Below are 25,306 nucleotides of genomic sequence, written 5' to 3' on the forward strand. Positions count from 1 at the left end.
GTTGGCTTCGCCGCGCCGGCGCGGAGCTCGTCACCGGGCACGTACTGCCCCCGGCGGGTGTCGCCGCCCGATGCCGGAGGCTGACGCCCAGCGGCATCGGGCGGCGAGCGCGGTCACGTCGCCGGGATCGTCCAGCGCTGGTTGGCCTTGCCGTTGCACGTCCAGATCTGCAGCCGGGTCCCGTTGGCGCTGCTCTCCCCCGCGGCGTCCAGGCACTTCCCGGAAGCCGGGTTGCGCAGCGTCCGGGCCGTCGCGTCGTACGCCCACCGCTGGGCCGCGGAGCCGTTGCAGGTCCAGATCTGCACCCGCGTGCCGTCCGCGGTGCCCTGCCCGGCGACGTCGAGGCACTTGCCCGAGTGCGGGTGCACGATCGTGCCGGTGCCCGTCGGAGCGTTGACCGTCCACGTCTGGGCGGTGCCGGGGGCGCAGGCGTAGAGCTGGACGGCGGTCCCGTCGGCGGTGCCGGAGGCCTGGACGTCGACGCAGGCGCCGCCCAGCCCGGTGATGGCGCCCGTCCGAGGTGACGTCGGGGTGCCGCCACCGGTCGGCGGGGGTGTCGTCGTCGCACCGGCCAGAACCAACTCGCCCTGGTTGAGGACACGGGGCGCGAAGTAGGTCGCCTGGATCTCGGCGTTCGTGTTGTTGCCCTGCAGCTGCTCGGACCAGAGCATGAAGTACGACCAGCGCGGCTGGCTGTCGAGGAACGCAGCGGTGGGCACCTTGCCCATCTCCGCGATGGCGATCGGCTTGCTGCCGGCGATCGAGAGCATCTGCTGGTAGTCGGCTGCGCTCGGGTAGTTCTTGTACCAGGAGTCGAGGCTGACGACGTCGACGTAGGAGCTGCCCGGGTAGTACGTGGCCCAGCCGCCGGCGGGGTTGTCCTGCACGTTCCACACCCAGATGAGGTTGGTCAGACCCTTGCTCATCAGGTAGTCGCGGGTGATCTGGTAGAGGCGGGCGCTCTTGGCGCCGTAGCCGCCCCACCAGTTCCAGGTCTCGTTCATCTCGTGCAGCGGTCGGAACAGCACCGGCACGCCGGCGTCCTTGAGCTGCTGCAGGTAGGGCACCGCCTCGTCGAGCCGACGCTTCCACGCGCTGTTGAGCGCCGTGCCGTCGCTGATCACCTGCTCGAACTGCGCGTTCGTGATGCGGGACTTCACGCCGCCCTCGAAGTTGCAGGACGGGCCCGTCGTCGGCGGGCACACATGCCAGGTGAGTGTGACGAGCGAGCCGTTGCCCCACTCCATCTTCGCCTGGTCGATCACGCGCTGCCGGTTGGCGACGTCCGCCGCGGTGAACATGAGGTCGCCGCCCCACAGGCCGGGGTACTGGCCGGTGATGTTGCGGACGACCTGCGTGTACTGCGCCGGGTTGGACGCCGGTTCCTTGTTGTGCTGACCGGAGACGACCTGGCTGCCGGTGATGGACGAGAGGTAGTCGATGACCTGCTGCCTGCTGGACGGCGGGAAGGCTGCGGCGGGGGACGCCGCAGCGCCCGCCACGACCGCTCCCGCCGTAAGCGCGACGACTGCGCGACGAACCATCGACGTCCTCCGTGAACGACTGCTGAGAATGCGCATGCAGAACCACCCTGTTCCATGCTGCTGATCGGCTCATCTGCCGGCGTGCGCCGGCGGCTCATGACTCCGGTCGCCGTCGTCACCGCCATTGGTGCGCGGTCCGGATGCATTTCACTCAAGCGCTTAATGCATAAGTTGTCAACGCATCCGACGCAGCATGGATTTCTCTCTAGCCCAGATTCGCCGCGGTGTCCGTCACAGCGTCGAGCGCCGCCCGGTCGGGCGGGTCCGCGCCCGCCCGGGACACCGTGATCGCCGCCGCCCGCGCGCACCGGCGGAGCACGGACTCGAGCTCCTCGGGGCGGATCGCGCGCAGCCCGTCGCGGCGTTCGGCGCCGACCAGGTCGAGCTCGATCAGACCGTCGATGAGGGCGCCCATGAAGGTGTCACCGGCGCCGACGGTGTCGACGACGTTGACGGGCACGGCCGGCACGTGCAGCGCTCCCCCGGCGGTCAGCGCGGTGACGCCGTCCGCTCCGGCGGTGACCACCACGACGGCGGGGCCCGACGCCAGCCAGGCGTCGGCGACGTCCAGCGGGTCGGCGCCCGGGTGGAACCACGCCAGGTCCTCGTCGCTCACCTTGACGACGTCGCTGAGTGCGACGAGGCGTTCGACGCGCGCGAGTGCGTCCCCGCGGTCCGGCACGATGCTCGGCCGGGCGTTGGGGTCGAACGTCAGCGTGGACGTCTCCCTGCTGCGCACGAACGAAGCTTCGACGGCGTCCGCGCCGGGGGCGAGGACGGCAGCGATCGACCCGGTGTGGACGACGCTCGCCCCCGACACGGCGGCTTCGGTGGGTTCCCACCGGATGTCGAAGGCGTACGTCGCGGAGCCGGCGGCGTCGAGGACAGCCGTCGCTGTCGACGTCGGCCCGTCGGCGGGGCCGGCGACCACCGTGACCGCGGACGCCTCGAGCCAGCGTCGGATCGTCGCGCCCCGCTCGTCGGCGCCGAGCGACGTCACGAGCTCGACGTCGCGCCCGAGCCGGCCCAGCGTCAGCGCCACGTTGGCCGGGCTCCCGCCCGGCACCTCGGACGAGTCGCCGTCGGCGCGGTGGACGACGTCCATGAGCGCCTCGCCGACCACGACGACGCGGGGCTGCCCGGCGCCGCTCCCTCGCGGTCCCCTGGTCGCGGTCATGCGTCGGTCCTGCGCGGCCGCGGGACCTCGGCCCTTCTGCGGCTGCTGTCCGATGCCGGCGCCCCGTCGTGCACCGCTCGTGCAAGACCCGGGGCCAGCGGCAGTCGGGGCAGCAGCGTGGCCTGCACCGCGTGGTAGAGGTCGGGCTTGCCCGGCCACGTCGCCGCGGCCGGACGGTTCTGCGGATCGAGCTCGTGCCGCCACGATCCGCACTCGTGGTCGATGAGGTAGCGACGCGCGTAGTCCCAGCAGCGGTCGTACCAGTCGGCGTAGCCAGGACGGTCGGTTCGCTGCCCGAGCGCCGCGGCGGCCGCGATCGCCTCCGCGACGACCCAGTGCATCCGCTCGCTGACGATCGGCTGCCCCTCCCAGTCGGTCGTGTAGACGAAGCCGTCCGCGCCGTCGACCGCCCAGCCGTCCGTCACCGCCCGGTCGAACAGCGACTCGGCGGCGGACAGCAGGTCCAGCGACTCGGCCGTCGACGGCTGTGTGGCGGCCTCGAGCTGGAGCAGCAGCCGCGACCACTCCAGGCCGTGCCCCACCGTCGCGCCGTACGGCTTGAACTGGTCGCGCGGGCGCTCGTGGTTGTAGTCCAGGTCGGGCCGCCAGTCCGCCGTGTAGTGCTCCGGGATCCGCCACGCGCGCTCCTCCGCGACCGCCACGAGCCGGGAGGCGATGCGGGACGCACGCACGAGCCACTCCTCGTCGCCGTCCACGTCGGCCGTGGCCAGCATCGCCTCGACGGCGTGCATGTTGGCGTTGGTGCCCCGGTAGGCGTCGAGCGTCGACCAGGTGCGGTCCCACGTGTCCCCGCACATGCCGTCGCGGTCGTCCCAGAAGCGCGAGACGAACGTGCCGCGCGCATCGGCGAGCAGCTCCCGGGCACCGGGCAGGCCCGCGAGCGCGGCCGTCGAGGCGGCGAGCAGGACGAACGCGTGGTCGTAGCAGGACTTCGCCCCGTCCCCGACGACGCGCCCCCCGGCGTCCACCGCCGTGAACCAGCCGCCGTGCTGCTCGTCGCGCAGCGGACCGGTGAGCCCGCGCAGCGCACCCTCGGCGATCTCCCGGGCGCCCGGCTCGCCGAGCATCGCGCCGAGCCCGTACACGTGCACCATCCGGGCGGTGATCCACGTGTGGAGGGGTCGCTCGAGGTCCGGTGTGCCGTCCTCGCGGAGGTACGCCGCTCCCCCGAGGGGGTGGACGACGTGCCGGCCGAAGTCGAGCAGTCGGCGGAGCTCGGCGTCCAGCCACTGCCGGTGGGCCGCCGACGCCGGTGAGACAGCGGCGCTCATGCGAAGGACCGGTAGAGGAGCTCGTTCGTGGTCCTCAGGACGCGGCGGGACGTGAGCTCGGCGATGTCGGCGTCCGGCGGGCAGTCGACGGTGAAGGTCACCGACTCCCCCGGCAGCAGGGTGACGAGCATGTCGTCGACCGTCGCGTCCGGGTGCACCTTGTCGACGAGGAGGCTGACGTCGCGCGCGAGCTTCTCGGCGGTGACGCGCACGCGTGCGCCGGACGCGGTCCGCTGCACGTCGGTGGCCAGGGGCGCCGCCTCCAGCGCGGAGTCCCTCGCCTCGGCGTAGAACCACAGGGCGCGCTCGTCGCCGAGCGTCGCGACGAGGACCTCGGTGCCGGCGTCCCCGGCGGCGCTGACCGCGTCGGGCACGAGGACCACGGCGGTGTCGCGGGCGGCGACCGACACGGCCATCTTGGTCGCGTCGAGCTCCACGCCGGTGAAGTCGAGCCTGCGCAGGACGAGGTCGCCGCTCCACGGCTCCGGTGTGTCGTTGACGACGGCCACCGCGAGTGGCGGCGTGCCGGCGTCCGTCTCGTTCCCGCTCGGTCGCGGCTGGACCGTGAGCAGCCGCGGGGCGTGCGCGTGCTTGAGCGCGTGCAGCAGCGGCTTGGCGTGCCCGTCGCCGTCGACCGCGGCCCATGAGGTGACGGGCCAGCAGTCGTTGAGCTGCCACACGACCGACCCCATGCAGCGCGGGCTCCAGGAGCGCAGGTGCTCGACGGCGACCTGGACCGCGTTCGCCTGGTTCAAGGACATCGCCCAGTGCCAGTCCTCCATGGTGTCCGGCATGGGCAGGTGCGGGACGAGGCCGTCGGTGAGCTTGTCGTTGCCGGACATCGCCTTCTGGTGCACCTGCATGCCCGGGGACTCCGGCGTCAGCGGGTCGTCGGAGATCGCGCGGGTGAGCGTCGACCACGTCGGTGGGCCCTGCCAGCCGAACTCGGCCATGAAGCGTGGGACGGTGTCGCGGTAGTGGGGGTAGTCCTGCCGGTTCCACAGCTCCCAGCTGTGCATCGAGCCGTGGTCCGGGGAGTTCGGGTGCACGTCGAGGCTGCCGGACCACGGGCTGGACGGGGTGTACGGCCGCCCGGGGTCGAGGTCGCGGACGACGCGCGGGAGGAGGTCGGTGTAGTAGCCCAGTCCCCACGTGCGGCCCTGCAGGCGCCCCTCCCAGCCCCACTCCTGGAAGCCCCAGATGTTCTCGTTGCTGCCGTTCCACAGCACGAGGCTCGCGTGCGGCATGAGGCGGGTGACGTTGTCGCGCGCCTCCGCCTCGACCTCGGCCCGCAGCGGGTCGTCCTCGGAGTAGGCGGCGCACGCGAACAGGAAGTCCTGCCAGGTGAGCATGCCGCGCTCGTCGCACAGGTCGTAGAAGTCGTCGGACTCGTAGATGCCACCGCCCCACACCCGCAGGAGGTTGAGGTTCGCGTACTCCGCCTGCGCGATCCGGGCGGCGTACCGGTCGCGGGTGACGCGGTGCGGGAACGCGTCGTCGGGGATCCAGTTGGCGCCGTGGATGAACACCGGCTGCCCGTTGACCACGAAGCGGAACGAGGTGCCCTCGTCGTCGGGCTCGAGCTCGAGGGCCACCGTGCGGAAGCCGATGCGTCCGCGCCACGTGTCGACGACGTCGGCGCCCGCGGCGGCGGGACGCAGCTCGACCTCGACGTCGTAGAGCGGCTGCTCGCCGTACCCGCGGGGCCACCACAGGGCGGCGTCGGGGACCTCCACGCGGACGACGACGTCCGTGCCGTCCGCCTCGACCTCGGCCGTGGACGCGTGGCCGCCGACGCGGGCGGTGACGAGCAGCGGCTGGCCGGCGGTGTGCGCGCCCGCCCGGGCGACGTCGACGTGGACGTCGACGACGCCGGTGGCCGCGCTCGTCCTCTGCCCGGGCGCGACGTCGCCGTGCCCGCCGGCGTCGACGACCGAGACGACCGGCCGGACGGCCGCGAGGCGTGCGGTCGACCAGGACTCCAGGCGCACGGGGCGCCAGATGCCGGACGTCGCGGTGTCCAGGCCCCAGTCCCACCCGAAGCTGCACGCCATCTTGCGGATGGCGTTGAAGGGGTGCTTGTTGACCTGGGGCCGGTAGCCGAGGGCCAGACTCTGACGGTCGGCGTGGCGCACGGGCGACGCGAACACGACCGCGAGCTCGTTGTCGCCCTCGCGCAGGAGCGGCCCGACGTCGACCCGGTATGTGCGGTGCATGTTCGCCGTGCGCGCGACCTCGCGACCGTTGAGCGTGACCGTCGCGACGGTGTCGAGGCCCTCGAACACGAGCTCGTGGCGGTCCTGCCCGCCCGGCGTCCAGGGGAAGGTCGTGCGGTACTCCCAGTCGCACCGTCCGATCCACGCCAGCAGGTGCTCGTGGTCGTCGAGGTACGGGTCGACGATGAGCCCTGCCGCCAGCAGGTCGGTGTGCACGCTGCCCGGGACCGTCGCCGGCACGGTGCGTCCCGCGACGTCGGCCGCGACGGGGCCGCCGACGGCCCTCAGCGTCCAGCCGTCGTGCAGGTCCCGCTGGGTGCGGACGGTGGTCGGGGTGGTGCTGATGGTCACTTGGTGGCTCCAGACGTCAGGCCGCTGTAGATGTGTCGCTGCAGGAGGAGGAAGGCGATGAGGGTGGGGATGATGACGACGATCGTCCCGGCCGCGATGACTTCCCACTGCGATCCGAAAGGGCCCTTGAAGTAGAACAAGGACGTCGAGATGACGTGCAGGTCCCGCTTGGGCATGTACAGGAACGGCAGGTAGAACTCGTTGTAGATCGCGATCCCCTTGATGATGATCACGGTGGCAATTGCAGGCCGCAGGAGCGGGAAGATGATGCGCGCGTAGATCGTCAGGCGATTCGCCCCGTCGAGCATCGCCGCCTCGTCCAGGGAACGCGGGATCGACTTCATGAACTGCAGGAAGATGTAGATCGAGACGATGTCGGTGCCCATGAACAGCACGATGGCGGCCCAGCGGGTGTTGAACAGCCCCAGTCCCGTCACGATCTGGAACGTCGCGACCTGCGTCGTGACGGCCGGGACGAGGGTGGCCAGCAGGAACCCGCCCATGACCAGGCGGCGGCCGCGGAAGTCGAACCGGTCCACGGCGTAGGCCGTCATGGTGCCGATCAGGATCGCCCCCACGAGCGAGACGACGAGGATGATCGAGGTGTTCACGAAGCCCTCGAGCATCCGTCCCCGGGTGAAGGCCGTGACGAAGTTGCTGAGGTTCGTCCAGTCCTGCGGCGGCTCGAGCGGGCCCGTCGTGCGGTACTCCTGACGTGTCTTGAACGCGGCCATGAAGATCGTCAGGAGCGGGATGATCGCGGCGGCGCACGCCACGGCCAGCGACGCGTACTTGAGCGTGGTGACCAGCGGCCCCACGACCGGGCTCACGGCGCTGCCAGCCCGAGCGGGCCGCTGACGCGGAGCTTCGCGCTGGGCGGCGCCGGACCGCTGCTCGGTGGTGTCGACGCTCATACCAGGTCCACCTTGTCGTCGGGGAAGATGCGGCGCTGCAGCCACGAGATGACCAGCACGATGACGAGCAGGACGACGGCCATGGCCGAGGCCAGACCGACCTTCGAAAACTCGAAGGCCGTGTTGACGGTCTGGATGACGAACGTCGCCGACCCGTTGGAGCCGCCGGTCATGACGAACGGCATCTCGAATGCGGACAGGGCACCGGAGACGGCGAGGATGCTCGACAGGCCGATGATCTGCCGGATGCCGGGTGCGGTGATGTAGCGGAACTTCTGCCAGGGGTTCGCGCCGTCCAGGTCCGCCGCCTCGTACAGCTCGTCGGGGATCGACTGGATGGCCCCCAGGAACAGCACGAAGTTCAGCCCGATGTAGCGCCACACCGACGCGCCCGCCAGCGAGACGTTCACCAGGGACGGGTCCCCGAGCCACTGCGGCGGGTCCGACACGCCGACGACCTGGAGGATCGCGTCGAGCGTGCCGCCGGGCCGAAAGAAGAACAGGAAGACCAGACCGATCGCGACGCCGTTGATCAGGTAGGGGAAGAAGATGATTCCCTTGAACCAGTTCCGGAACCGCACGTTGAAGCTGAGGATCGTCGCGAAGTACAGCGCGATGACCATCTGCACCGCCGCGCCGACGAGGTAGTACAGGCTCACCACGAACACCCGCAGGATCTCCGGGCGCGTGAAGATCTCCGCGTAGTTCCGCAGGCCGACCGGCTCCTTCACCGGGTCCAACCCGTCCCACGACGTGAGGCTGTACCAGAACATGTTCGCGACAGGCACGTAGGTGAAGAGCACCAGCAGCCCGAGCGGGACCAGCAGGAACAACCACGGGGTGACGCGCCAGCCCCGCGACGGACCGCCGCGACGCCGCCGTACGCGCCGCGCTGCGGTCCCCGTGGCGAGCGCCGGCCCCTGCCCGCTCACGACGACCATCGGTCGCTCCTCGTCACTTTCTCCATTGCAGCTGCCTCCCGGGCATCGATCCCGGGTGCCCGCGACGACCCCGCCGCGGGCACCCGGTCCAGACGTGTGACGTCGGGGTCTGTCAGGACGCGACCTGCGCGCGTGCCGCGGCCCACCGCTCGTTGAGGTCCGCGAAGAACGACTCCTTGGTCCCCTCGGCGGCGCCGCGCGCGACGTCGATGAACTTGCGGCGGTACTGGTCGCCGGCGAGGTCGATCTCGGCCGCCTTGTAGATGTCCGAGTCGAGGGACTCCTGGCCCTCCGGGGCCGGGGCGATCTCGACCTGCTCGACCCCGTACGTCGTGAAGTCGGCGAGCGCGCTGGGCACCTCGGCGTCCACCTGCGGCGGCAGGCCGCCCTGCTCCGCGGCGAACCCGGACTCGTCGAGGAACCAGTCGAGCCACAGGCGCGCGGCTTCCTTGTTCTCGGAGTACTTCGAGATACCGATCTTGTAGTCACCGGCCACCGTGGAGTGGAACGACCCCTCCGTCTGCCACGGCATCGGCCAGAAGCTGACGTCCGTCGCGAACTGCCCGGCCTCCTCGGCGGCCGCCTGCATCTGCGGCACGGCCCACGAGCCCAGCACCATCGCGCCCACCTCGCCGGAGCCGATCAGGTTCTTCGACTCCTCCCAGTTCGTGGTGGTCGGGTCCGGCTCCGAGAGCCCGTTGGCGACGATGTCGAACAGGAGCGAGTCGATCTCGTACTGCTCCTTGCCGGCGTCCCACGGCGAGTCGTCCTGGTCACGGAGGTTGATCGCCTCGGGGCCGTCGATGTTCCCCTGGTTGGACTGCCACTGCGACAGCGGCCAGCCGTCGGTGTAGTTCGTGTAGTACGGGATCGCGCCGGTGCCCTTGACCGCCTGCAGCGCGGCGATGAACTCCTCGGGCGACGCCGGCGGCTCGGTGATGCCCGCCTCCTCGAAGACCCGGGTGTTGACGACGTAGCCCATCGCGCTGCCGAACGTGGCGATGCCGTACACCTGGTCCTCGTACGCCATCTCGTTGATGAACCGGTACTTCTCGCCGAGCTCGCCCACCGAGCCGAGCGGCTCGAAGAAGGTCGGCAGCTGGTCCTTGGTGACCGCGTTGGGGATCAGGAGGACGTCGCCGTAGTCCTGGGAGTTCAGGCGCACCGTGACGTCGCCCTCGTAGTCGGTGATCGCCTCGAACTCGACGTCGATGTCCGGGTGCTCGACCTGGAACTCCTCGACGTAGTCCTGCAGCGTCGTGTCGACGATGTCCGTGCGGTTCGTCAGGACCGTGATGGTGCCCGACGGCTGGCCATCGCTGCCCGCGTCGCCGCCGTCCCCGCCTCCCGAGCAGGCGGCCAGCGCGCCCACGAGCGCTGTCACCGCGGCGATGCTGGCTGCCGAACGCCGTGCTGCCATGTGCGTACTCCTCTGTCGTCGTTGACATCCGCTGCGCGCGACCGGGACTTGACCGGTTCAGTTGCGCACGCAGCGCGTGGTTGCGGCACTTCGGCACGGTATGTCGCGTAAACATCGCACGAGAGCGATGTGCGCGACGTGGATGCCGAGTACTGGGCCCCCTGTCCAGCGCTCCAAACCTTAACCGCTTAAGCGCCGTAGATCAAAGAAGTCGTCGATCACGGAAAGGTCTCGATCCGCGCGCCAGGTCGACCGCCGCATGCTGGCGCGGCCTGCCGGAGGACGGCGCGGGTCAGCGCGTCCCGACGGGCGCCGTCGTCCCGCGAGGGCGCAACGTCGGCGTGGAGTCGAGGTGGCTCCCACCCGCGGGGCCGTCGAGCCGCTCGAAGAGGCGAGCGGCGACGTGCGCCCCGAACCGGGTCACGTCGTGGCTCAGCGCGGACAGCTGCGGGAAGGTGGCCTGACACAGGGGCGAGTCGTCCCAGGCGATGATCGAGAGCTCGTCGGGCACCCTGATGCCGAGCTCGGCGGCCACGCCGAGGCCGGCGAACGCCATGACGTCGTTGTCGAAGATGATCGCCGTCGGCCGCTCCCCCGCGGTGAGCAGGTGCCGGGTCGCGGTAGCGCCCTGCTGCGGGGTGTAGTCGGTGTGCCGCACGGTGCCGGTCAAGCCCCACCGCTCGATCTCGGCGCGGAACGCGACGTCGCGGATGTGGGTGTGCCCGAAGCCGGCGACGCCGGACACCCGCGCGATCGCACGGTGCCCCGCGGTGGACAGGTAGCGGACCGACTCCCGCATCGCCGCGGCGTCGTCCGTCCAGACGTTCGTCAGGCCCCGGGCCAGGGACGGGTCGCCGACGACGACCGCGGGCAGCGCCCCGGGACGGGTGAGCACGGGGATGCGCGGGTCGTCCACCCGGATGTCGACCATGACGACGCCGTCGACGCGGCGGGCGGCCTGCCACTTGCGGTAGGTGCGCACCTCGTGCTCGATGCTGGGGACGACCTGCAGGAGCAGCGCGTACGAGCGGGTGGCCAGCTCGGACTCGATGCCGGCGATGAACTGCATGTAGAAGGATTCGAATCCCAGCGTCTGAGCCTCGCGGGCGAGCACGAGCCCGACCGTCTCGGTGCGCGCGCCCGACAGCGTGCGCGCGGCCGAGCTCGGCTGCCAGCCCATCTCGTCCGCGAGCCGCAGGATCCGGGCTCGGGTCTCCTTCGAGACCCCCGGCCGGTCGTTGAGCGCGTACGAGACCGCACCCGTCGACACCCCTGCACGTCGTGCGATGTCCGTGATGGTGATGCGCGGCACGGCCGCCTCCTCGTCTGCTCCAGGTCGGTCCTGTGGACGCGGTGCCCGTGCCCGCCGCCGAGGGCGCTCCGGATGTGTCGTGTCCGCTGCCCGGTCGTGCGCCTGCTGACGCGACGCGACCGCGTCGGCAGGGCGCGGGAGCAGCGCACCTGTCGACGCGGTCACGTCACCGTCGCGTCAGCCGTACCAGGGGAACGGCCACCACGGCGGGCGAGGAGGCAGCGGCGGCACGACGACCACCCCCTGCTCGACCCGGAGGTCGCCCGAGGTGGCGACGAGGGCCTGCACCCCGAGGCCGGCGCTGCGCGACACCCCGAGCGAGGCGGTCGCGGCGCCGTCGATGCCGACGGTCACGGACCCGACGGGAACGGTCTCGGTCGTCCAGCCACCACGCACGCCCTTGCCGCGCGTCCAGACCGGGCGCTCGAGCGTGATCTCGACGGCCGCACCGGGCTCCCAGCCGGCGAGGTGGACGTCCAGCGGGCGCCCCTTCTGCACGAGCAGCGAGCCGACCGACAGGGTCGGGTCGAGGACGGCGGTGCGGCTCGCGCGCAGGTCGTCCACCGCGAGAGCACCCGTGCCCGCGCCACCGAGGTAGAACGACACCTGCGTCACCGCGCCGAGGTCGAGCGCGCCGCCCCCGCCGGCCCACGGCGGCGGGGCGAGGTCGTCGAACGGGATCGTGACGACGCCCGGCTCCCGGGGCCCCCGCTCCGGCAGGATCGCCTCCCAGTACTGCCCCGCGGAGACGAGCTGGACGGTCACCGTCTGCCCTTCGCCCACCGCACTGCGGTCCAGCCACATCCGCAGCTCGTCGTACCCCCACCAGCTCTGCGGCTCCGGGAGCGACCGCGAGACGCCCGCGTAGCCGGGCTCGCCGAGGTCGTACGTGAGGGTCATCGACCGCCCGCTCCCTGATGCGTCACCGAGGGTCGGCGTGATGACTCCCCCGCCGGAGTTCGGGACGTACGCCGCCGCGAGCTCCGCGTCCGAGCCGTACGTCTCGAAGTCCTCGACGACGAGCGGCTGCGTCGGGCGCGCGTCCGTGGTGAACGAGCGAGGTCCGCCCTCCATCACGGTCTCGCCGACGCCGTTCACGGCCTCGACGGTCCAGTGGTAGGTCGTCGACTCCTCGAGCACGACCGGCGGCGCGTAGGCCGTCCCCCGGACGTGCGCCTCGTGCACCGGGTCGGACAGGTCCGCGGAGGTCGAGAGCACGAACCGGTACGCGGCTGCCTGCGAAGACGGCTCCCAGCCGAACGACGGCACGCCGCGGATCGCCTGGGCGCCGTCCACGGGCGTCGTGGCGGCGAAGGCACCCGGGGCACGAAGCTCGGGGCCGGCGGACGTGGTGAAGCGCATCTCGCCGAGCTGCTGCGCCCACTCGGGCGCCGCGCCGGCGGTCCACTCCGCCCGCACGAAGTCACCGGTGAGGCCCCCGGCCGTGGACGTGTACCTCCCCCAGGAGCCACCGACCGTCCCGGGTCCGCCCGTCGTCTCCACCTCGACCGGCGTCCAGCTCTGCCCGTCCTGCGACACGGAGAAGGTCAGGTGCTCGGCCGGAGCCTCCGGCCAGTAGTACGCGACGGCCTCGAACCCGGACAGCCCGTCGATCTGCCACGTGATGGCGGCGGGCTCGTCGGCGTCGCGCTTGGCGCGCGACGCGTCACCGTCGAACAGTGCCGCGTTGCCCGTGTCCAGGCTCAGCGGCCCGACGCGGTCCACCGGCATGCCCCACGAGTCCAGCGGGTCGACCACGGCCGACGTCGTCTCCGCTCCGCGCAATGCCGCCCGCGTGACCGCGACACCGGACCCCGCGGACCACACCAGCCGGATCTCCGTGACGTCGGTGAGGTCGTCGACCGTGAGCGTCATCCCGTCCTCGACCCGCCCGAGGGTGCCCTTGACGGGCCACCAGACGCCGTCTGCGCCACGGGCCTCCACGGACGGCACCTGCGTCGCGTCGCCGCGCAGGAAGAAGGACGCAGCGCTCAGCCCCTCGACGCCCCACGCCGCCCACCCGCCGTTGTCGGCTAGGGGAGCGAGGGCCGCACCGTCCTCCGTCGGGCGGCTGCGGACGGACTCGTGCGCGACGAGCGTCCGGAGCGACTCCACCGGGTCGACCCGCAGCGTCGCCCCGACGCGGGCCTCGACGGGGTCGGAGCCGGGACCCTCGGTGCCGTCCTCGGCGACCGGGACGACCCGGTAGGTGGCGGGCCCGCGGGTGACGAGGTCCAGCCACGGCGTGCCGGTCGGGACCGGCGCGGAGGTCAGCCGCCGCCACGAGCCGGCGTCCTGGCGGACGTCGACGTGGTAGCCGACCGCGCCCGCGCTGCCGCGCCAGGACAGCTCGTGCAGTCCGTGGACGCTCGTCGCCCGCGTGATCAGCGGCGGGCGTGTGACGGTGGCGTCCGCCGTGTGCCCCAGTGCGCGGCTGAACTCCTGGACGGCGCGCACGTTGGCGCGCATGCCCTCGTCGTCGCCCGGGTAGTGCAGCGTGAAGCCGTCCTCGTGCGGGATGAACCCGCTGACGTCGTCGTGCCCGAACAGCGACCACAGCATCATGCCGGTGACCTGGCGGTTGTCGACGAGCGGGTCAAAGAGGGCCGGCGAGGCGGCCGTCGAGGCGTACTCACCGGCGACGTAGACCTTGTCGGCTGCGGCGACGCGGGCGGCGTCGGCCTCGATGCCGGCGGCGGTGGGCGGGTAGTAGTGCACGTCGACGATGTCGACGAGCGGCTCGGCCAAGGTGTCCGGGTCGATGCCGAAGCGCTTGCCGGCCGCCACGAGCTGCTCGGGAGCGCCTTCCGCGATCGTCCCAGCGACGGCGGCAATCCACTCCGGCGTCATGCCCTCGAGCTCGTTGCCCAGCTCCCACGCCAGGATCGTCGGGTCGTCCTTGAGCGCCAGGCCCGTGTACGGGTTGACGTGGTCGAGCATCGCCTCGACGTACGCCTGGAAGTCGGCGACGACCCGGGGGTCGCTGTAGAACTCCGCGCACGGCGTCAGCGGCCCCGTCGGCGCGCAGAGCCCGTACGGCTCGCCGAAGTCGCGGTGGCCACCGTGGTAGTACGCCCACTCGTCCGTGAGCGGGAGGATGAGGCGGATGCCGAGGGACCCGGCGTACGCGATCGCGTAGTCCATCGAGGCGAACGCCTCGGCGTTCAGCTCGCCGCCGGCGTCGGGCAGGATCGCCAGCTCCGTGCCGGTGGAGGCCAGCATGTGCGAGCGGACGACGGTCAGACCCAGGTCGGCCGCCGTGTCGAGGGCGTCGCGGATCCGGAACCCCGTCGGGTAGTCGACCACGCCGGGCGGCACGTTCTCGTCCAGCCCGAGCCAGTAGATGTTGGCGCCGTTGAAGCGGAAGGGCTCGTCGTCGAGCGTCAGGGTGGACCCCTCGCGTTCGACGAAGCTCGTGTTCTGCGAGGGTGCGACCCTCGGCGCGGTCTCCGGCGCGTCTGCTGTCGCCGCCGGCGCTGCCCCGCACACCACCGCCGCGAGCGCCGCTGCGCCCGCGAGCACGGCGCGCCAGCGCGGCCAGCGCCCGCGGCCCCTGTTGTGGACGTCCATCGCTCGCCGCTCCTTTGCGTCGTGGCGGCCGCCTGCGCCGCGCTGCGAGGACCGTAGGAACCTTAAGCGCATAAGTCAACGCCATCCAGGCAGCGGCCACCCTCAGCAGGAGACTGCGCGGCAGGCCATTGGCGGACCCTTTACCGCTTCACCGACCCAGGCGAGGACGCTCATGCTCGTGAGGAGCGCCGTCCTGGGCTCACCTCGCTGCCGCGAGGGCGTGCGAACGGTTGCCCTGTCCGACCGCAGGCGACCCGACTCGAGGTCGGCTACGACGCCCTGGGGCCTGTGCGTGGCGCCGCGGTCGTCCCGCGGACCCGCAGCGCCGGCACCGCCTCCAAGGCCGAGACGGGCGGCTCCCCCGCCATGACGTCGAACAGCCGCCGCGCGACGTGAGCACCGTAGGAGCCGACGTCGTGGCTCATCGCGGAGACCGGCGGCATGGTGAGCTCGCAGACCGCCGAGTCGTCCCACGCCAGGACGCTCACGTCCTCGGGCACCTGCAGGCCGAGCTCGCGAGCGATGGGCAGGCTCGCCACCGCGATGTAGGAGTCGTCGTACAGCAGAGCCGTCGGACGTTCCGGCTCGCTCAGCACGCTGCGCGTCGCCTGCGAGCCGCGCTCGAGGTTGAAGTCGGCGTGGCGCGTGGTGGCGGCGATCCCCGCGACGCGCGTCGCGCGGAGGAAGGCGTCGTCGCGGATGTCGACGTGGGCCAGGCCGGGCGTGCCGCCGATGCGCGCGATGCGACGGTGGCCGAGCGCGACCAGGTACCGCACGGCCTCCTCCATCGCCGTTCCGTCGTCGGTCCAGACGCATCCCAGGGGGCCGGACGCCTGCGGAGGACCGGCGACGACGGCCGGCAGGTCCAGCGTGCCCACGAGCTCCACGCGCGGATCATCCACGCGCAGGTCCATGAGCACGACGCCGTCGACACGGCCGGCGCCCTTCCAGCGCGCGTACACGGCGAGCTCGGTGTCGACGTCCGGGACCACCTGGAGCAGCAGCCCATAGCCATGCTCGGACAGCGTCTGCTCCATGCCGCCGATGAACTCCATGAAGTACGAGGAGACCCCGAGCGTGCGAGCCGTCTGCGCGACCAGGACCAGCCCGATGGTCTCGCTGCGCGCACCTGCGAGCCGTCGCGCGGCACCGTTCGGCGTCCACCCGAGCTGCTTCGCCGCCTCGAGGACCCGCGCGCGTGTCGCCGCAGAGACCCCCGGCCGACCGTTCAGCGCGTAGGAGACAGCGCCCGTCGACACACCGGCCGCCGCTGCTACGTCGGCGATCGTGAGGCGACCGCCGCGTCGCGCCCGAGAAGACGCGACGTCGCCAGCATCGGCGGTGTCGACCGCCGGGCCGTCCGTGACACCGCTGGGCCGAACACTGCCCTGTCGCTTGGTTGCGATGGTCCTCATCCGCCTCGTCTGCCGACCCCGTTGCCGCACTCACAATAGAGCGCACGGCCATCGTCATGACACGAGCCACGCACTGATCTCGGCTGCCTCGCCCCGGTGCCGTCGCGCCTCCGTGCGCAGGAGTGCTCGTCCGGCGCCGCTGGATCTTCATCGCCGGCACGGGGACCTGTGCCGCCGCACCTAGGGCGCCTCGCGCGTCGAGCGTGGGTTCGAGTCTGCAAGCCCACGACCTGCCGCGACACACTCGAATCCCATGCACGCGGGGGTGAGACTCGAACCGCTTGCGCACCCGCGCCGCGCGACGCGACGAAAGCGGTCCTGACCTAGGCGGACACCTCTCCGCGCACTGCCGTTGAGTGTCCAATTTCTGTCCACCACAGCACAAAGGCCGCCCCTCCGAGCGGAGGAACGGCCTCTGACCTGCTACGTCGGTGGAGCTGAGGGGACTCGAACCCCTGACCCCCTGCATGCCATGCAGGTGCGCTACCAGCTGCGCCACAGCCCCGTCGCCCTCGCGGGCTCCGTGCACCCCGTGAGGTGCTCGGAAACTATAGGCCGCCGTGCGGCCGAAACGCTAATCGGGGTCCCGGGTCTCCGCGTCGGCGCTCTCGTCGGGCGCCGTCACGTCCGGTCCGGCGTTCCAGTCAGACGACGCGTCGGTCGGGCCGAGGTTGTAGCCGTGCAGGCGCCAGCCGGGCTCGGCGCCCGCGCGGTCGGCGGTGAGCTCGGCCCAGTGGGCGTTGAGCATGCCGACGACACCCCGCCAGTGCGGCGGCTGCCCGAGCAGGTCGGCGACGACGGAGCCGATCGCGGCGCCGTGCGACACGACGACGACCGTGCCGTCCCGGCCCACCCGCGCGGCGTGCTCGCGCACCGCGGTGCCGACGCGTGAGGCCACCTCGGCGCGCGTCTCGGCGCCGACGCCCGCGGGGTCGCCGCCGGCGCGCCACACCGCGAACTCCTGCGGCCAGCGCGCCTCGATCTCGTGGCCCGTCAGGCCCTCCCACTCGCCGAAGCCGCGCTCCCGCAGCCGCGGGTCGCGCTCGACGACCGTGCCGAGCGCGCGGCCCAGCGCGTCCGCGGTCTCGGCCGCACGCGACAGGTCCGAGCTGACGACGAGCGTCGGGGCGTACCGCGCCACGATGCGCGCCGCGGCCGTCCGCGCCTGCCAGCGCCCCGCGTCGTCCAGGGGGATGTCGACCTGCCCCTGCAGACGCGCGGTGGCGTTGTACGCCGTGCGGCCGTGCCGCCACAGCAGCAGGCGTCCGGCACCGGTGGTGGCGGCGCTCACTCCTCGCCGTCCCGGGCGCCCCGCTCGTCCGCGGGGAGCTCGATGAGCGGGCAGTCCTTCCAGAGCCGCTCGAGGGCGTAGTACACGCGGTCCTCGGCGTGCTGCACGTGCACGACGATGTCGCCGAAGTCGATGAGGACCCAGCGGCCCTGCCCCTTGCCCTCGCGGCGCACCGGCTTGGCGTCGAGCTTGTGCAGCGCCTCCTCGACGGCGTCGACGATCGCGCCGACCTGCCGCTCGTTGGTGCCGGAGGCGATGAGGAAGACGTCGGTGAGCACGAGCTGCTCGCTGACGTCGAGGGCGATGATCTCCTGGGCCTTGAGGTCGGACGCGGCACGGGCCGCCGCGTGGGCCAGCTCGATCGCACGGGTGCTCGCGGGCACGGGTCTCCTCGGGGTCGTGGCGCCGGTCGGCGCCGTGGTCGTGGCGTGCGGCGCGCGCCGCCCCGCACGGGGGTCAGAGCGGGGGCGCTCCCCCGACGGCCGCGAGCAGCGTGAGCGCCGGCACCGCGGCCGCCGTCTCGTCGCCGCGGGCGTTGATGAGCAGCAGCATGATGAGGAAGCCCAGGACGAACGCGACCAGCGCGAGCACGAGCAGGTGCAGCCACGTGTACGGGTACCGGCGCGTCTCCGGCTCGTCGTCGTCGAGGTCCTCGTCGTCGTGCTCGTCGGCCACGGCACGCCCCCAGGGGGCGGACGGCTCGCCGCGCACGGGGACCGCGGCGTCGGGCGCCGGCCCGGTCGTCCCGCGGCCGTCGGCGGCCGGCGCGAAGGGCGAGGAGCCGACCGCCTGCGGCGTGGGTGCGGCCGCGGGCTCGGCCGCGCCGCCCCACACGGGACCCGCGGGTGCGGGCGCCGGGACGGGACGGGGCGCGGACGACGCGGTGCGGCCGCCGGCAGCGGGCGCCGGCGGCGCGGCGGACGGCGACGGCGTGGCGCCCTCCGCGGGCGGCCACGTCGTGCCGGTCGACTGGCCCCACGCGGACGTGCGCGGCGTGGTCGGCTGTGCGGGTGCGGGTGCAGCTGCGGGCGCGGCCGCCGCCCAGCTCGGCCCGGCGGCCGGCGCCGCCGAGGCGTCGCGTCCGGCCCACGAGCGCGCGTCCGGTGCGCCGGGGCCGGTGGGCTCCGGCGTCGAGGGCGCCCACCCGCGCGGCGCACCCTGCGGGGCGGCGACGGGCGCGGCACCCGCGCCCGGGACGGGACGCGGTGCGGGACGCGCGCCGGGGTCCCCGGCCGGACGCTGCGCCGGGGCGCCCGGCGTCGCCGTCGGAGCCTGCCAGGCCGGTGCGGCGGAGCGGGAGCCGGGGGCGGACGACGGCGGCGCGGCCACCGGCCGCGGCGGCTGAGCGGGCGCGGGTCGCGGGGTCCCGGCCGGCGCGGGACGCGGACCGGCCGTGGGGTCGAGCGAGGGGTCGCGGTACGAGCGCCGCGACCGCGACGCGTCGGCCGGCGAGGTCGGGGCGGGCCCCGCGGCGGGCACGGGGCCGCGCGCGGAGGGGCCCGGCGTGCCGGCCGTCCAGGAGGGCGTGCCCGCCGGCTGCGGGGACGCGGACGTCCCGCCGGGCGGCGTCACGAGCCGGCTGCGCATCGCGCGGCGCGAGCCCGGCACGGGCGACTCACCGCCCTCCGGGGTCACCGGGGACGACGGTCCCGCGGCGGGGCCGGGGGCCGGCGCACCGCCGTCCAGGGCGGCCCGCTCCATCTCGCGACGGCGGCGGCGCTCTCCGGGTTCACTCATCACGACCTCGATACAACCTGTGCTTGGCGATGTACTGGACCACCCCGTCGGGGACGAGGTACCACACCGGCTCCCCCGCACGAGCGCGGGCTCGCACGTCGGTCGAGGAGATCGACAGCGCGGGGATCTCCAGGACGTCGACCCGCCCCTCGGGCAGGCCGGCGACGGACAACGCGTGCCCGGGACGGGTGACCGCCACGAACCGCGCCGTGTCGAAGAGCTCGGCAGCATCCTTCCACGTGAGGATCTGCGCGATCGCGTCGGCACCGGTGATGAAGTAGAGGTCGGCGTCCGGACGCTCCGCCTTGAGGTCGCGCAGCGTGTCGACCGTGTAGGTGAGGCCCGCGCGCTCGACGTCGACGCGGCTCACCGTGAACCGCGGGTTCGACGCCGTCGCGATCACCGTCATGAGGTAGCGGTGCTCGGCCTCGGTGACGACCGAGTCCTGCTTGAACGACGGCTGCCCCGTGGGCACGAACACGACCTCGTCGAGGCCGAAGCGCGCGGCGACCTCGCTCGCCGCGACGAGGTGGCCGTGGTGGACGGGGTCGAACGTGCCGCCCATCACTCCCAGGCGCACGCGACCCTCCGATGCGGGCAGCACCGTCAGTGGCGCGACCCGACGCTGCGGAAGGCGTAGGTGATGAGCAGCAGCGCCAGGAGGCCGACGAAACCGCCGATGCCGAAGACAGCGGGCGGGAAGGGGAGCTCGGTCCCGTGGGCTGCGGCCTCCTCGGCCGCGGCGATCAGGGTGGCGTGCACGTCGTCCTCCTGGTGTCGTCGCGTGACGGTGCTGTACCCCGGAACGGTGCCGGGTCCTGCGTCGCGGTGACCGGTCGAGCCCCGTGGGACGACCGCGCCGCGGCCCCCCAGTGTCGCACGGGTGGCGCGGCCTGTCGGGCACGTCAGCCGCGCACGTGCCCGTCCCCGTGCACGACCCACTTGGTCGTGGTGAGCTCCGCGAGCCCCATCGGCCCGCGGGCGTGCAGCTTCTGCGTGGAGATGCCGATCTCCGCGCCGAGCCCGAGCTGGCCGCCGTCGGTGAACCGCGTCGAGGCGTTCACCATCACCGCGGCCGAGTCCACCTCGGCGACGAAGCGCTCGCTCGCGGCGAGGTCGCGCGTGACGATCGCCTCCGTGTGCCCGGAGCTCCAGGTGCGGATGTGCTCCAGCGCGCCGTCGAGGTCGTCGACGACACGCACCGCCAGGTCGAGCGCGAGGTACTCGGTGGCCCAGTCGTGGTCCGTCGCAGGGACCACCGCGACGCCGTCGGGTGCGAGCTCCTGCGTGCGCGCGTCGCCGTGCACCGTGACGCCGGCGTCCGCGAGGGCCGTCAGCGCGGACGGCAGGAAGCCGGCCGCGGCGTCCCGGTGCACGAGCAGCGTCTCGGCGGCGTTGCACACGCCCACGCGCTGCGTCTTGGCGTTGAGCAGGATCGGCAGCGCGACCGCGGCGTCGGCGCTCGCGTCGACGTACACGTGCACGTTGCCCACACCGGTCTCGATGACGGGCACGGTCGACTCGCGCACCACGGTGGCGATGAGGTCGGCGCCGCCGCGCGGGACGAGCACGTCGACGAGGCCGCGCGCGTGCATGAGGGCGACGGCGCCCTCCCGGCCCCACGCGTCGATCGACTGCACCAGGTCGCCCGGCAGCCCCTGCTGCTCGAGGGCCCCGGCGAGCACGGCGACGACGGCCTCGTTGCTGCGCGCCGCGGCCGAGCCGCCGCGCAGCACGACCGCGTTGCCGCTCTTGAGCGCGAGGCCGGCGGCGTCGACCGTGACGTTCGGGCGCGCCTCGTAGATCATCCCGACGACGCCCATGGGCACCCGCAGCTGCCGCAGGCGCAGCCCGTTGGGCAGCGTGGAGCCGCGGACCACCTCGCCGACGGGGTCGGGCAGGGCCGCGAGGTCGCGCAGGGCGTCCGCGATGGCGCCGATGCGCGCGGGGTCGAGCGCGAGGCGGTCGAGCAGGCCCGGCGACATGCCCGTCTCGCGGCCGCGCGCCAGGTCCTGCGCGTTCGCCTCGACGATCTCCGGCGCCGCCGCGACCAGCGCGTCGGCCATCGCGTGCAGCGCCGCGTCCTTGGTGGCGCGCGTGGCCGTCGCGAGGCTGCGGGCGGCGACCTTCGCGCGGCGGGCCACCGCGAGCACGCCCTCGGACGCCGGCGTCGCGCTCGCGTCCCCGGCGCGCGCCGGGACCGCCGCCGTGGTGGTCGACGGGGCTGCGGTCGACGGAGCTGCGGTCGACGGAGCTGCGGGCTCGAGCGACGTCGTCATGCGCCCAGGGTAGTCCGCGCTCCCCCGCCCGCCGCGGGCGTCCACCAGGCGTCCGGCGGTGCGCCGGCGCCGCCGCGGTCAGCGTCGGCGGCGCACCAGGACGAGGTCGTCGCGGTGCACGAGCTCGCGGTCGTACCCGGGACCGAGCGCCTCGCGCAGGTCGCCGGTCGAGCGCCCGAGCAGCTGCGGCACCTCGTCCGCGGCGTACGACACGAGGCCGCGGGCCACGACGGCGCCCGTCGCGTCGACGAGCTCGACCGGGTCACCCGCCTCGAACGCCCCCTCGACGTCCGTGACACCCGCCGGCAGCAGCGACGTGCCGCGCTCGACGACGGCGCGCACGGCCCCCGGGTCGAGCACCAGCCGCCCGTGCGTGCGTGCGGCGTGCGCGAGCCACAGGCGCCGGATCGACGCCCGGCGGCCGGTCGCGGCGAACCACGTCCCGACGTCCTCGCCGACCAGCGCGCGCCCCGCCAGCGCGGCGGACGTCAGGACGACCGGGATGCCGGACTGCGTCGCGATCGCGACCGAGTCGAGCTTCGTCACCATGCCGCCCGTGCCGACGGCGCTGCCGCGCGCGGACACGTCCACGCCCTCCACGTCGGCGGGCCCGCGGACCTCCGCGATCCGGCGCGAGCCCGGCCGCGACGGCGGACCCGTGTAGAGGGCGTCGACGTCGGTGAGCAGCGCGAGCGCGTCCGCGTGCACGAGGTGGGAGACGAGGGCCGCGAGGCGGTCGTTGTCGCCGAAGCGGATCTCGTCGGTGGCGACCGCGTCGTTCTCGTTGATGATCGGCACGACGCCGAGGTCGAGCAGCCGGGTCAGGGCACGGTGCGCGTTGCGGTACTGCCCGCGCCGCCACGTGTCCTCGGCGGTCAGCAGCACCTGCGCGACGCGCAGCCCGTGCGCCGCGAACGCGCGCGTGTAGTGCGCGACGAGCAGCCCCTGGCCCACCGACGCGGCGGCCTGCTGCGTCGCCAGGTCGCGGGGGCGCGCCGCCAGGCCGAGCGGGCCGATGCCGGCCGCGATCGCACCGGACGACACGAGGACCACCTGCGTGCCCGCCGCGCGCCGCTCCGCGAGCACGTCGACGACCGCGCGCAGGCGGTCCGGGTCGAGGTGCCCGTCGGGCGTGGTCAGCGACGAGGAGCCGACCTTGACGACGAGCCGGCCGGCGGCGGGCAGCTGGTCACGGCCCAGCAGGGCGGCGGAGGTCACGCGCTCATGATGCCCGCCGCGGGCGCCCGCCCCCGACGCCTTTCCGGCGCGCGGACGCCCGCGCGCCGGCGACGTGCGTCACTCCGGCTCGGTCCAGACGCCCTGCTCGCGCTCCGTCCACAGCTCGGCGCGCGCGGCGGACTTGGCGTCCATGCGCTCCTTGTACTCCTGCCGCTTCTCGCCGCGCGTGGGGCGCGAGCGGTCCTCGAGCCGCAGGTCGGTGCCGCGCGGGCCGCCGAGCAGCTCGGACCCGGTGAGCAGCGTGGGCTCCCAGTCGAACACCACGGCGTTCGACTCGGGCCCGATGCGGACCTCGTCCCCCGCGACCGCGCCGGCCTCGTACAGCTTGTCCTCGACGCCCAGCCGCGCGAGCCGGTCCGCGAGGTAGCCGACGGCCTCGTCGTTCGCGAAGTCCGTCTGGCGCACCCAGCGCTCGGGCTTCTCGCCGCGCACGGCGAACCACACCTGGCCCGCGGCCTCGCGACGCGTCACCGTGAACCCGGAGTCGTCGACGGCCCGCGGACGCAGCACGACGCGCGTCGGCTCGGCGGCCGGCGCCGCGCGCCGCGCCTGCTCGACGCGCTCGGCGAGCGCGAACGTCAGCGGGCGCAGACCCTCGTGGCTGGCGGTCGAGATCTCGAACACCGGCAGGCCGCGGCCCTCCAGCTCCTCGTGGACGAGGTCCGCCAGGTCGCGCGCCTCGGGCACGTCGATCTTGTTCAGCACGACGACGCGCGGGCGGTCGGCGAGCGGCACCCCGCCCGCGGCGACCTCGAGGTCCTCGGCGTACGCGGCCAGCTCGGCCTCGATGACGTCGAGGTCGCTGATCGGGTCGCGCCCCGGCTCGAGGGTCGCGCAGTCCAGCACGTGCACGACGACGGCGCAGCGCTCGATGTGCCGCAGGAACTCCAGGCCGAGGCCCTTGCCCTGCGACGCCCCCGGGATCAGGCCCGGCACGTCCGCCACGGTGTAACGCGCGTCGCCGGCCTGCACGACGCCGAGGTTCGGCACGAGCGTGGTGAACGGGTAGTCGGCGATCTTCGGCCGCGCGGCGGAGATCGCCGCGACGAGGCTCGACTTGCCGGCGCTCGGGAACCCGACGAGCGCCACGTCGGCGATCGTCTTGAGCTCGAGCACGACGTCCGCCGCGTCGCCCGGCTCGCCGAGCAGCGCGAAGCCGGGCGCCTTGCGGCGCGGCGACGCGAGCGCGGCGTTGCCGAGGCCGCCGCGACCGCCCGCGGCCACGACGTACCGGGCGCCCGCGCCGACGAGGTCCGCGAGCACCTCGCCGTCGGGCGACTTGACGACCGTGCCGTCGGGCACGCCGAGGACGAGGTCCTCCGCGGTCGCGCCGCTGCGGTGGTCACCCATGCCCTGCCCGCCGTTGCCGGCGTGCCGGTGCGGCAGGTGGTGGAACGGCAGCAGGGTCGTCACCTGGGGGTCGACCTCGAGGATCACCGACCCGCCGTTGCCGCCGTTGCCGCCGTCGGGGCCTGCCAGGGGCTTGAACTTCTCGCGGTGGATGGACGCGCAGCCGTGCCCACCGTCACCGCCGGTCGCGTGCAGCACGACCCGGTCGACGAACGTCGCCACGGTGTGTCCTTCCTCGGCGCGTGCGCGCCTGCTCGTCTCGCGCGGGGCCGCAGGTGTCGCGCCGCCCTCTCGCGCTGCCGGTCGGCGGCGGCGGCGTGCCGCCCGCCGTCCCGACGATCGTCACACACGACGAAGGGGCGCACCGCACCGGTGCGCCCCTACGTCGAGTGCTGTGTGCGTCGCGGCTCAGACGTCCGCCGCGACGATGTCGACGACCTTGCGGCCACGACGCGTGCCGAACGCGACCGCACCGGCGGTCAGCGCGAACAGCGTGTCGTCGCCACCGCGGCCGACGTTGGCGCCCGGGTGGAAGTGGGTGCCGCGCTGGCGGACGATGATCTCGCCGGCCTTGACGACCTGACCGCCGAAGCGCTTCACGCCGAGGCGCTGCGCGTTCGAGTCGCGACCGTTGCGCGAGGAGCTCGCGCCCTTCTTGTGTGCCATGACTGACCTGCTCTCTTGCTGCGGGACGACGGGGAGGTGCCGCTCGCGCGGCCCCGGGTCACTGGATGCCGGTGACCTTCAGGCGGGTCAGCTTCTGGCGGTGACCCTGGCGCTTGCGGTACCCGGTCTTGTTCTTGTACTTGAGGATGTCGATCTTGGGACCCTTCTCGTCCCGCACGACCTCCGCCGTCACGGTCACCGCGGCGAGCGCCGCGGCATCCGTCGTGACCTTCTCGCCGTCCACGAGCAGGAGAGCCGGCAGCTGGACCGTCGACCCCGTCCCCGCGGAGAGGCGGTCGACGACGACGACGTCGCCGACGGCGACCTTCTCCTGGCGGCCGCCGGCCTTCACGATCGCGTACACCACGTTGCTGCTCATCTCTGCTCGTCGGACCTTCGGTACTGCTCGTTCGGTGAACGTCACCGCCGGTGCCCGCGCACCACCCGGCCACGAGGGCGAGGGGTTCGCGTCGGCGGATCGACGGCGCGTGCACCGGCACCGGGGCGCCTGCCCGAGGGGCGTGGACGCACCGGCGCGCACGCGGCGCACCGACGTTCTAGGGTACGGACCCCGTCCCGCCGGGTCAAACCC

Annotated in this window: 20 protein-coding genes and 1 tRNA gene; all 21 read right to left on the reverse strand. The window is 73.4% G+C overall.

Features of this window, described 5'->3' with window-relative positions; genetic code table 11:
* Nucleotides 1-113 precede the first annotated feature (113 nt).
* Complete coding sequence (locus ACFUMH_RS07660; protein WP_378202865.1) at nucleotides 114-1,502, reverse strand: glycosyl hydrolase; 1,389 nt, start codon at nucleotides 1,500-1,502, stop codon at nucleotides 114-116.
* A 247-nt stretch (nucleotides 1,503-1,749) separates the two neighbouring features.
* Complete coding sequence (locus tag ACFUMH_RS07665; protein ID WP_378202868.1) at nucleotides 1,750-2,721, reverse strand: carbohydrate kinase; 972 nt, start codon at nucleotides 2,719-2,721, stop codon at nucleotides 1,750-1,752.
* Nucleotides 2,718-4,013: an AGE family epimerase/isomerase gene (locus ACFUMH_RS07670; protein WP_378202871.1), complete on the reverse strand. Its 1,296-nt coding sequence runs from the start codon at nucleotides 4,011-4,013 to the stop codon at nucleotides 2,718-2,720. The genes ACFUMH_RS07665 and ACFUMH_RS07670 overlap by 4 nt, the downstream gene beginning before the upstream one ends.
* Nucleotides 4,010-6,580, reverse strand: a complete 2,571-nt coding sequence (locus ACFUMH_RS07675; protein ID WP_378202874.1) for a glycoside hydrolase family 2 protein — start codon at nucleotides 6,578-6,580, stop codon at nucleotides 4,010-4,012. The genes ACFUMH_RS07670 and ACFUMH_RS07675 overlap by 4 nt, the downstream gene beginning before the upstream one ends.
* Nucleotides 6,577-7,410: a carbohydrate ABC transporter permease gene (locus ACFUMH_RS07680; protein WP_378202877.1), complete on the reverse strand. Its 834-nt coding sequence runs from the start codon at nucleotides 7,408-7,410 to the stop codon at nucleotides 6,577-6,579. Before ACFUMH_RS07680 ends, ACFUMH_RS07675 begins: the two co-directional genes overlap by 4 nt.
* An 80-nt stretch (nucleotides 7,411-7,490) precedes the next feature.
* On the reverse strand, nucleotides 7,491-8,435 hold the full coding sequence (locus ACFUMH_RS07685; protein WP_378202880.1) for a carbohydrate ABC transporter permease: 945 nt from the start codon (nucleotides 8,433-8,435) through the stop codon (nucleotides 7,491-7,493).
* A gap of 112 nt (nucleotides 8,436-8,547) precedes the next feature.
* The gene (locus tag ACFUMH_RS07690) at nucleotides 8,548-9,855 is read right to left on the reverse strand and encodes an ABC transporter substrate-binding protein (protein ID WP_378202883.1); all 1,308 of its coding nucleotides are present in this window, start codon (nucleotides 9,853-9,855) and stop codon (nucleotides 8,548-8,550) included.
* A 292-nt stretch (nucleotides 9,856-10,147) separates the two neighbouring features.
* Entirely contained in the window at nucleotides 10,148-11,167 is a 1,020-nt protein-coding gene (locus ACFUMH_RS07695; protein WP_378202886.1) for a LacI family DNA-binding transcriptional regulator, read from the reverse strand.
* Nucleotides 11,168-11,344: 177 nt separating this feature from the next.
* Complete coding sequence (locus ACFUMH_RS07700; protein WP_378202889.1) at nucleotides 11,345-14,737, reverse strand: carbohydrate binding domain-containing protein; 3,393 nt, start codon at nucleotides 14,735-14,737, stop codon at nucleotides 11,345-11,347.
* 269 nt (nucleotides 14,738-15,006) lie between these two features.
* Nucleotides 15,007-16,023, reverse strand: a complete 1,017-nt coding sequence (locus ACFUMH_RS07705) for a LacI family DNA-binding transcriptional regulator (protein WP_378202917.1) — start codon at nucleotides 16,021-16,023, stop codon at nucleotides 15,007-15,009.
* A gap of 561 nt (nucleotides 16,024-16,584) precedes the next feature.
* A tRNA-Ala gene (locus ACFUMH_RS07710) sits at nucleotides 16,585-16,657 on the reverse strand.
* A gap of 69 nt (nucleotides 16,658-16,726) precedes the next feature.
* Entirely contained in the window at nucleotides 16,727-17,443 is a 717-nt protein-coding gene (locus tag ACFUMH_RS07715) for a histidine phosphatase family protein (RefSeq protein ID WP_378202892.1), read from the reverse strand.
* Nucleotides 17,440-17,826, reverse strand: coding sequence for a ribosome silencing factor (gene rsfS, locus ACFUMH_RS07720; protein ID WP_378202895.1), 387 nt, complete (start codon nucleotides 17,824-17,826; stop codon nucleotides 17,440-17,442). Before rsfS ends, ACFUMH_RS07715 begins: the two co-directional genes overlap by 4 nt.
* Before the next feature lie 73 nt (nucleotides 17,827-17,899).
* Nucleotides 17,900-19,180, reverse strand: a complete 1,281-nt coding sequence (locus ACFUMH_RS07725; protein WP_378202898.1) for a hypothetical protein — start codon at nucleotides 19,178-19,180, stop codon at nucleotides 17,900-17,902.
* Nucleotides 19,173-19,760: a nicotinate-nucleotide adenylyltransferase gene (nadD, locus tag ACFUMH_RS07730; RefSeq protein ID WP_378202901.1), complete on the reverse strand. Its 588-nt coding sequence runs from the start codon at nucleotides 19,758-19,760 to the stop codon at nucleotides 19,173-19,175. Before nadD ends, ACFUMH_RS07725 begins: the two co-directional genes overlap by 8 nt.
* Nucleotides 19,761-19,786: 26 nt before the next feature.
* Nucleotides 19,787-19,942, reverse strand: a complete 156-nt coding sequence (locus ACFUMH_RS07735; protein WP_166436063.1) for a hypothetical protein — start codon at nucleotides 19,940-19,942, stop codon at nucleotides 19,787-19,789.
* 143 nt (nucleotides 19,943-20,085) lie between these two features.
* Nucleotides 20,086-21,459 (reverse strand): glutamate-5-semialdehyde dehydrogenase, encoded by a 1,374-nt coding sequence (locus tag ACFUMH_RS07740; protein ID WP_378202905.1) that lies wholly within the window; start codon nucleotides 21,457-21,459, stop codon nucleotides 20,086-20,088.
* Nucleotides 21,460-21,537: 78 nt separating this feature from the next.
* A complete protein-coding gene (proB, locus tag ACFUMH_RS07745) occupies nucleotides 21,538-22,677 on the reverse strand; it encodes a glutamate 5-kinase (protein WP_378202908.1) in 1,140 nt (379 codons plus the stop codon).
* 78 nt (nucleotides 22,678-22,755) lie between these two features.
* Nucleotides 22,756-24,270: a GTPase ObgE gene (gene obgE / locus ACFUMH_RS07750; protein WP_378202911.1), complete on the reverse strand. Its 1,515-nt coding sequence runs from the start codon at nucleotides 24,268-24,270 to the stop codon at nucleotides 22,756-22,758.
* A gap of 186 nt (nucleotides 24,271-24,456) precedes the next feature.
* On the reverse strand, nucleotides 24,457-24,714 hold the full coding sequence (gene rpmA / locus ACFUMH_RS07755) for a 50S ribosomal protein L27 (RefSeq protein ID WP_378202914.1): 258 nt from the start codon (nucleotides 24,712-24,714) through the stop codon (nucleotides 24,457-24,459).
* 58 nt (nucleotides 24,715-24,772) lie between these two features.
* Complete coding sequence (gene rplU / locus ACFUMH_RS07760; protein ID WP_378202920.1) at nucleotides 24,773-25,081, reverse strand: 50S ribosomal protein L21; 309 nt, start codon at nucleotides 25,079-25,081, stop codon at nucleotides 24,773-24,775.
* Nucleotides 25,082-25,306: the final 225 nt, after the last annotated feature.

Origin of the sequence: Cellulomonas sp. NPDC057328, assembly GCF_042667215.1 — a bacterium.
Taxonomy (GTDB): Bacteria; Actinomycetota; Actinomycetes; order Actinomycetales; family Cellulomonadaceae; genus Cellulomonas.

What these genes read in the sequence shown, in the direction of transcription:
- ACFUMH_RS07665 (WP_378202868.1), bottom strand. Translation starts at nt 2,721, where the DNA reads ATGACCGCGACCAGGGGACCGCGAGGGAGCGGCGCCGGGCAGCCCCGC.
- ACFUMH_RS07690 (WP_378202883.1), bottom strand. Translation starts at nt 9,855, where the DNA reads ATGGCAGCACGGCGTTCGGCAGCCAGCATCGCCGCGGTGACAGCGCTC.
- ACFUMH_RS07670 (WP_378202871.1), bottom strand. Translation starts at nt 4,013, where the DNA reads ATGAGCGCCGCTGTCTCACCGGCGTCGGCGGCCCACCGGCAGTGGCTG.
- ACFUMH_RS07725 (WP_378202898.1), bottom strand. Translation starts at nt 19,180, where the DNA reads ATGAGTGAACCCGGAGAGCGCCGCCGCCGTCGCGAGATGGAGCGGGCC.
- ACFUMH_RS07740 (WP_378202905.1), bottom strand. Translation starts at nt 21,459, where the DNA reads ATGACGACGTCGCTCGAGCCCGCAGCTCCGTCGACCGCAGCTCCGTCG.
- ACFUMH_RS07685 (WP_378202880.1), bottom strand. Translation starts at nt 8,435, where the DNA reads ATGGTCGTCGTGAGCGGGCAGGGGCCGGCGCTCGCCACGGGGACCGCA.
- ACFUMH_RS07700 (WP_378202889.1), bottom strand. Translation starts at nt 14,737, where the DNA reads ATGGACGTCCACAACAGGGGCCGCGGGCGCTGGCCGCGCTGGCGCGCC.
- rpmA (WP_378202914.1), bottom strand. Translation starts at nt 24,714, where the DNA reads ATGGCACACAAGAAGGGCGCGAGCTCCTCGCGCAACGGTCGCGACTCG.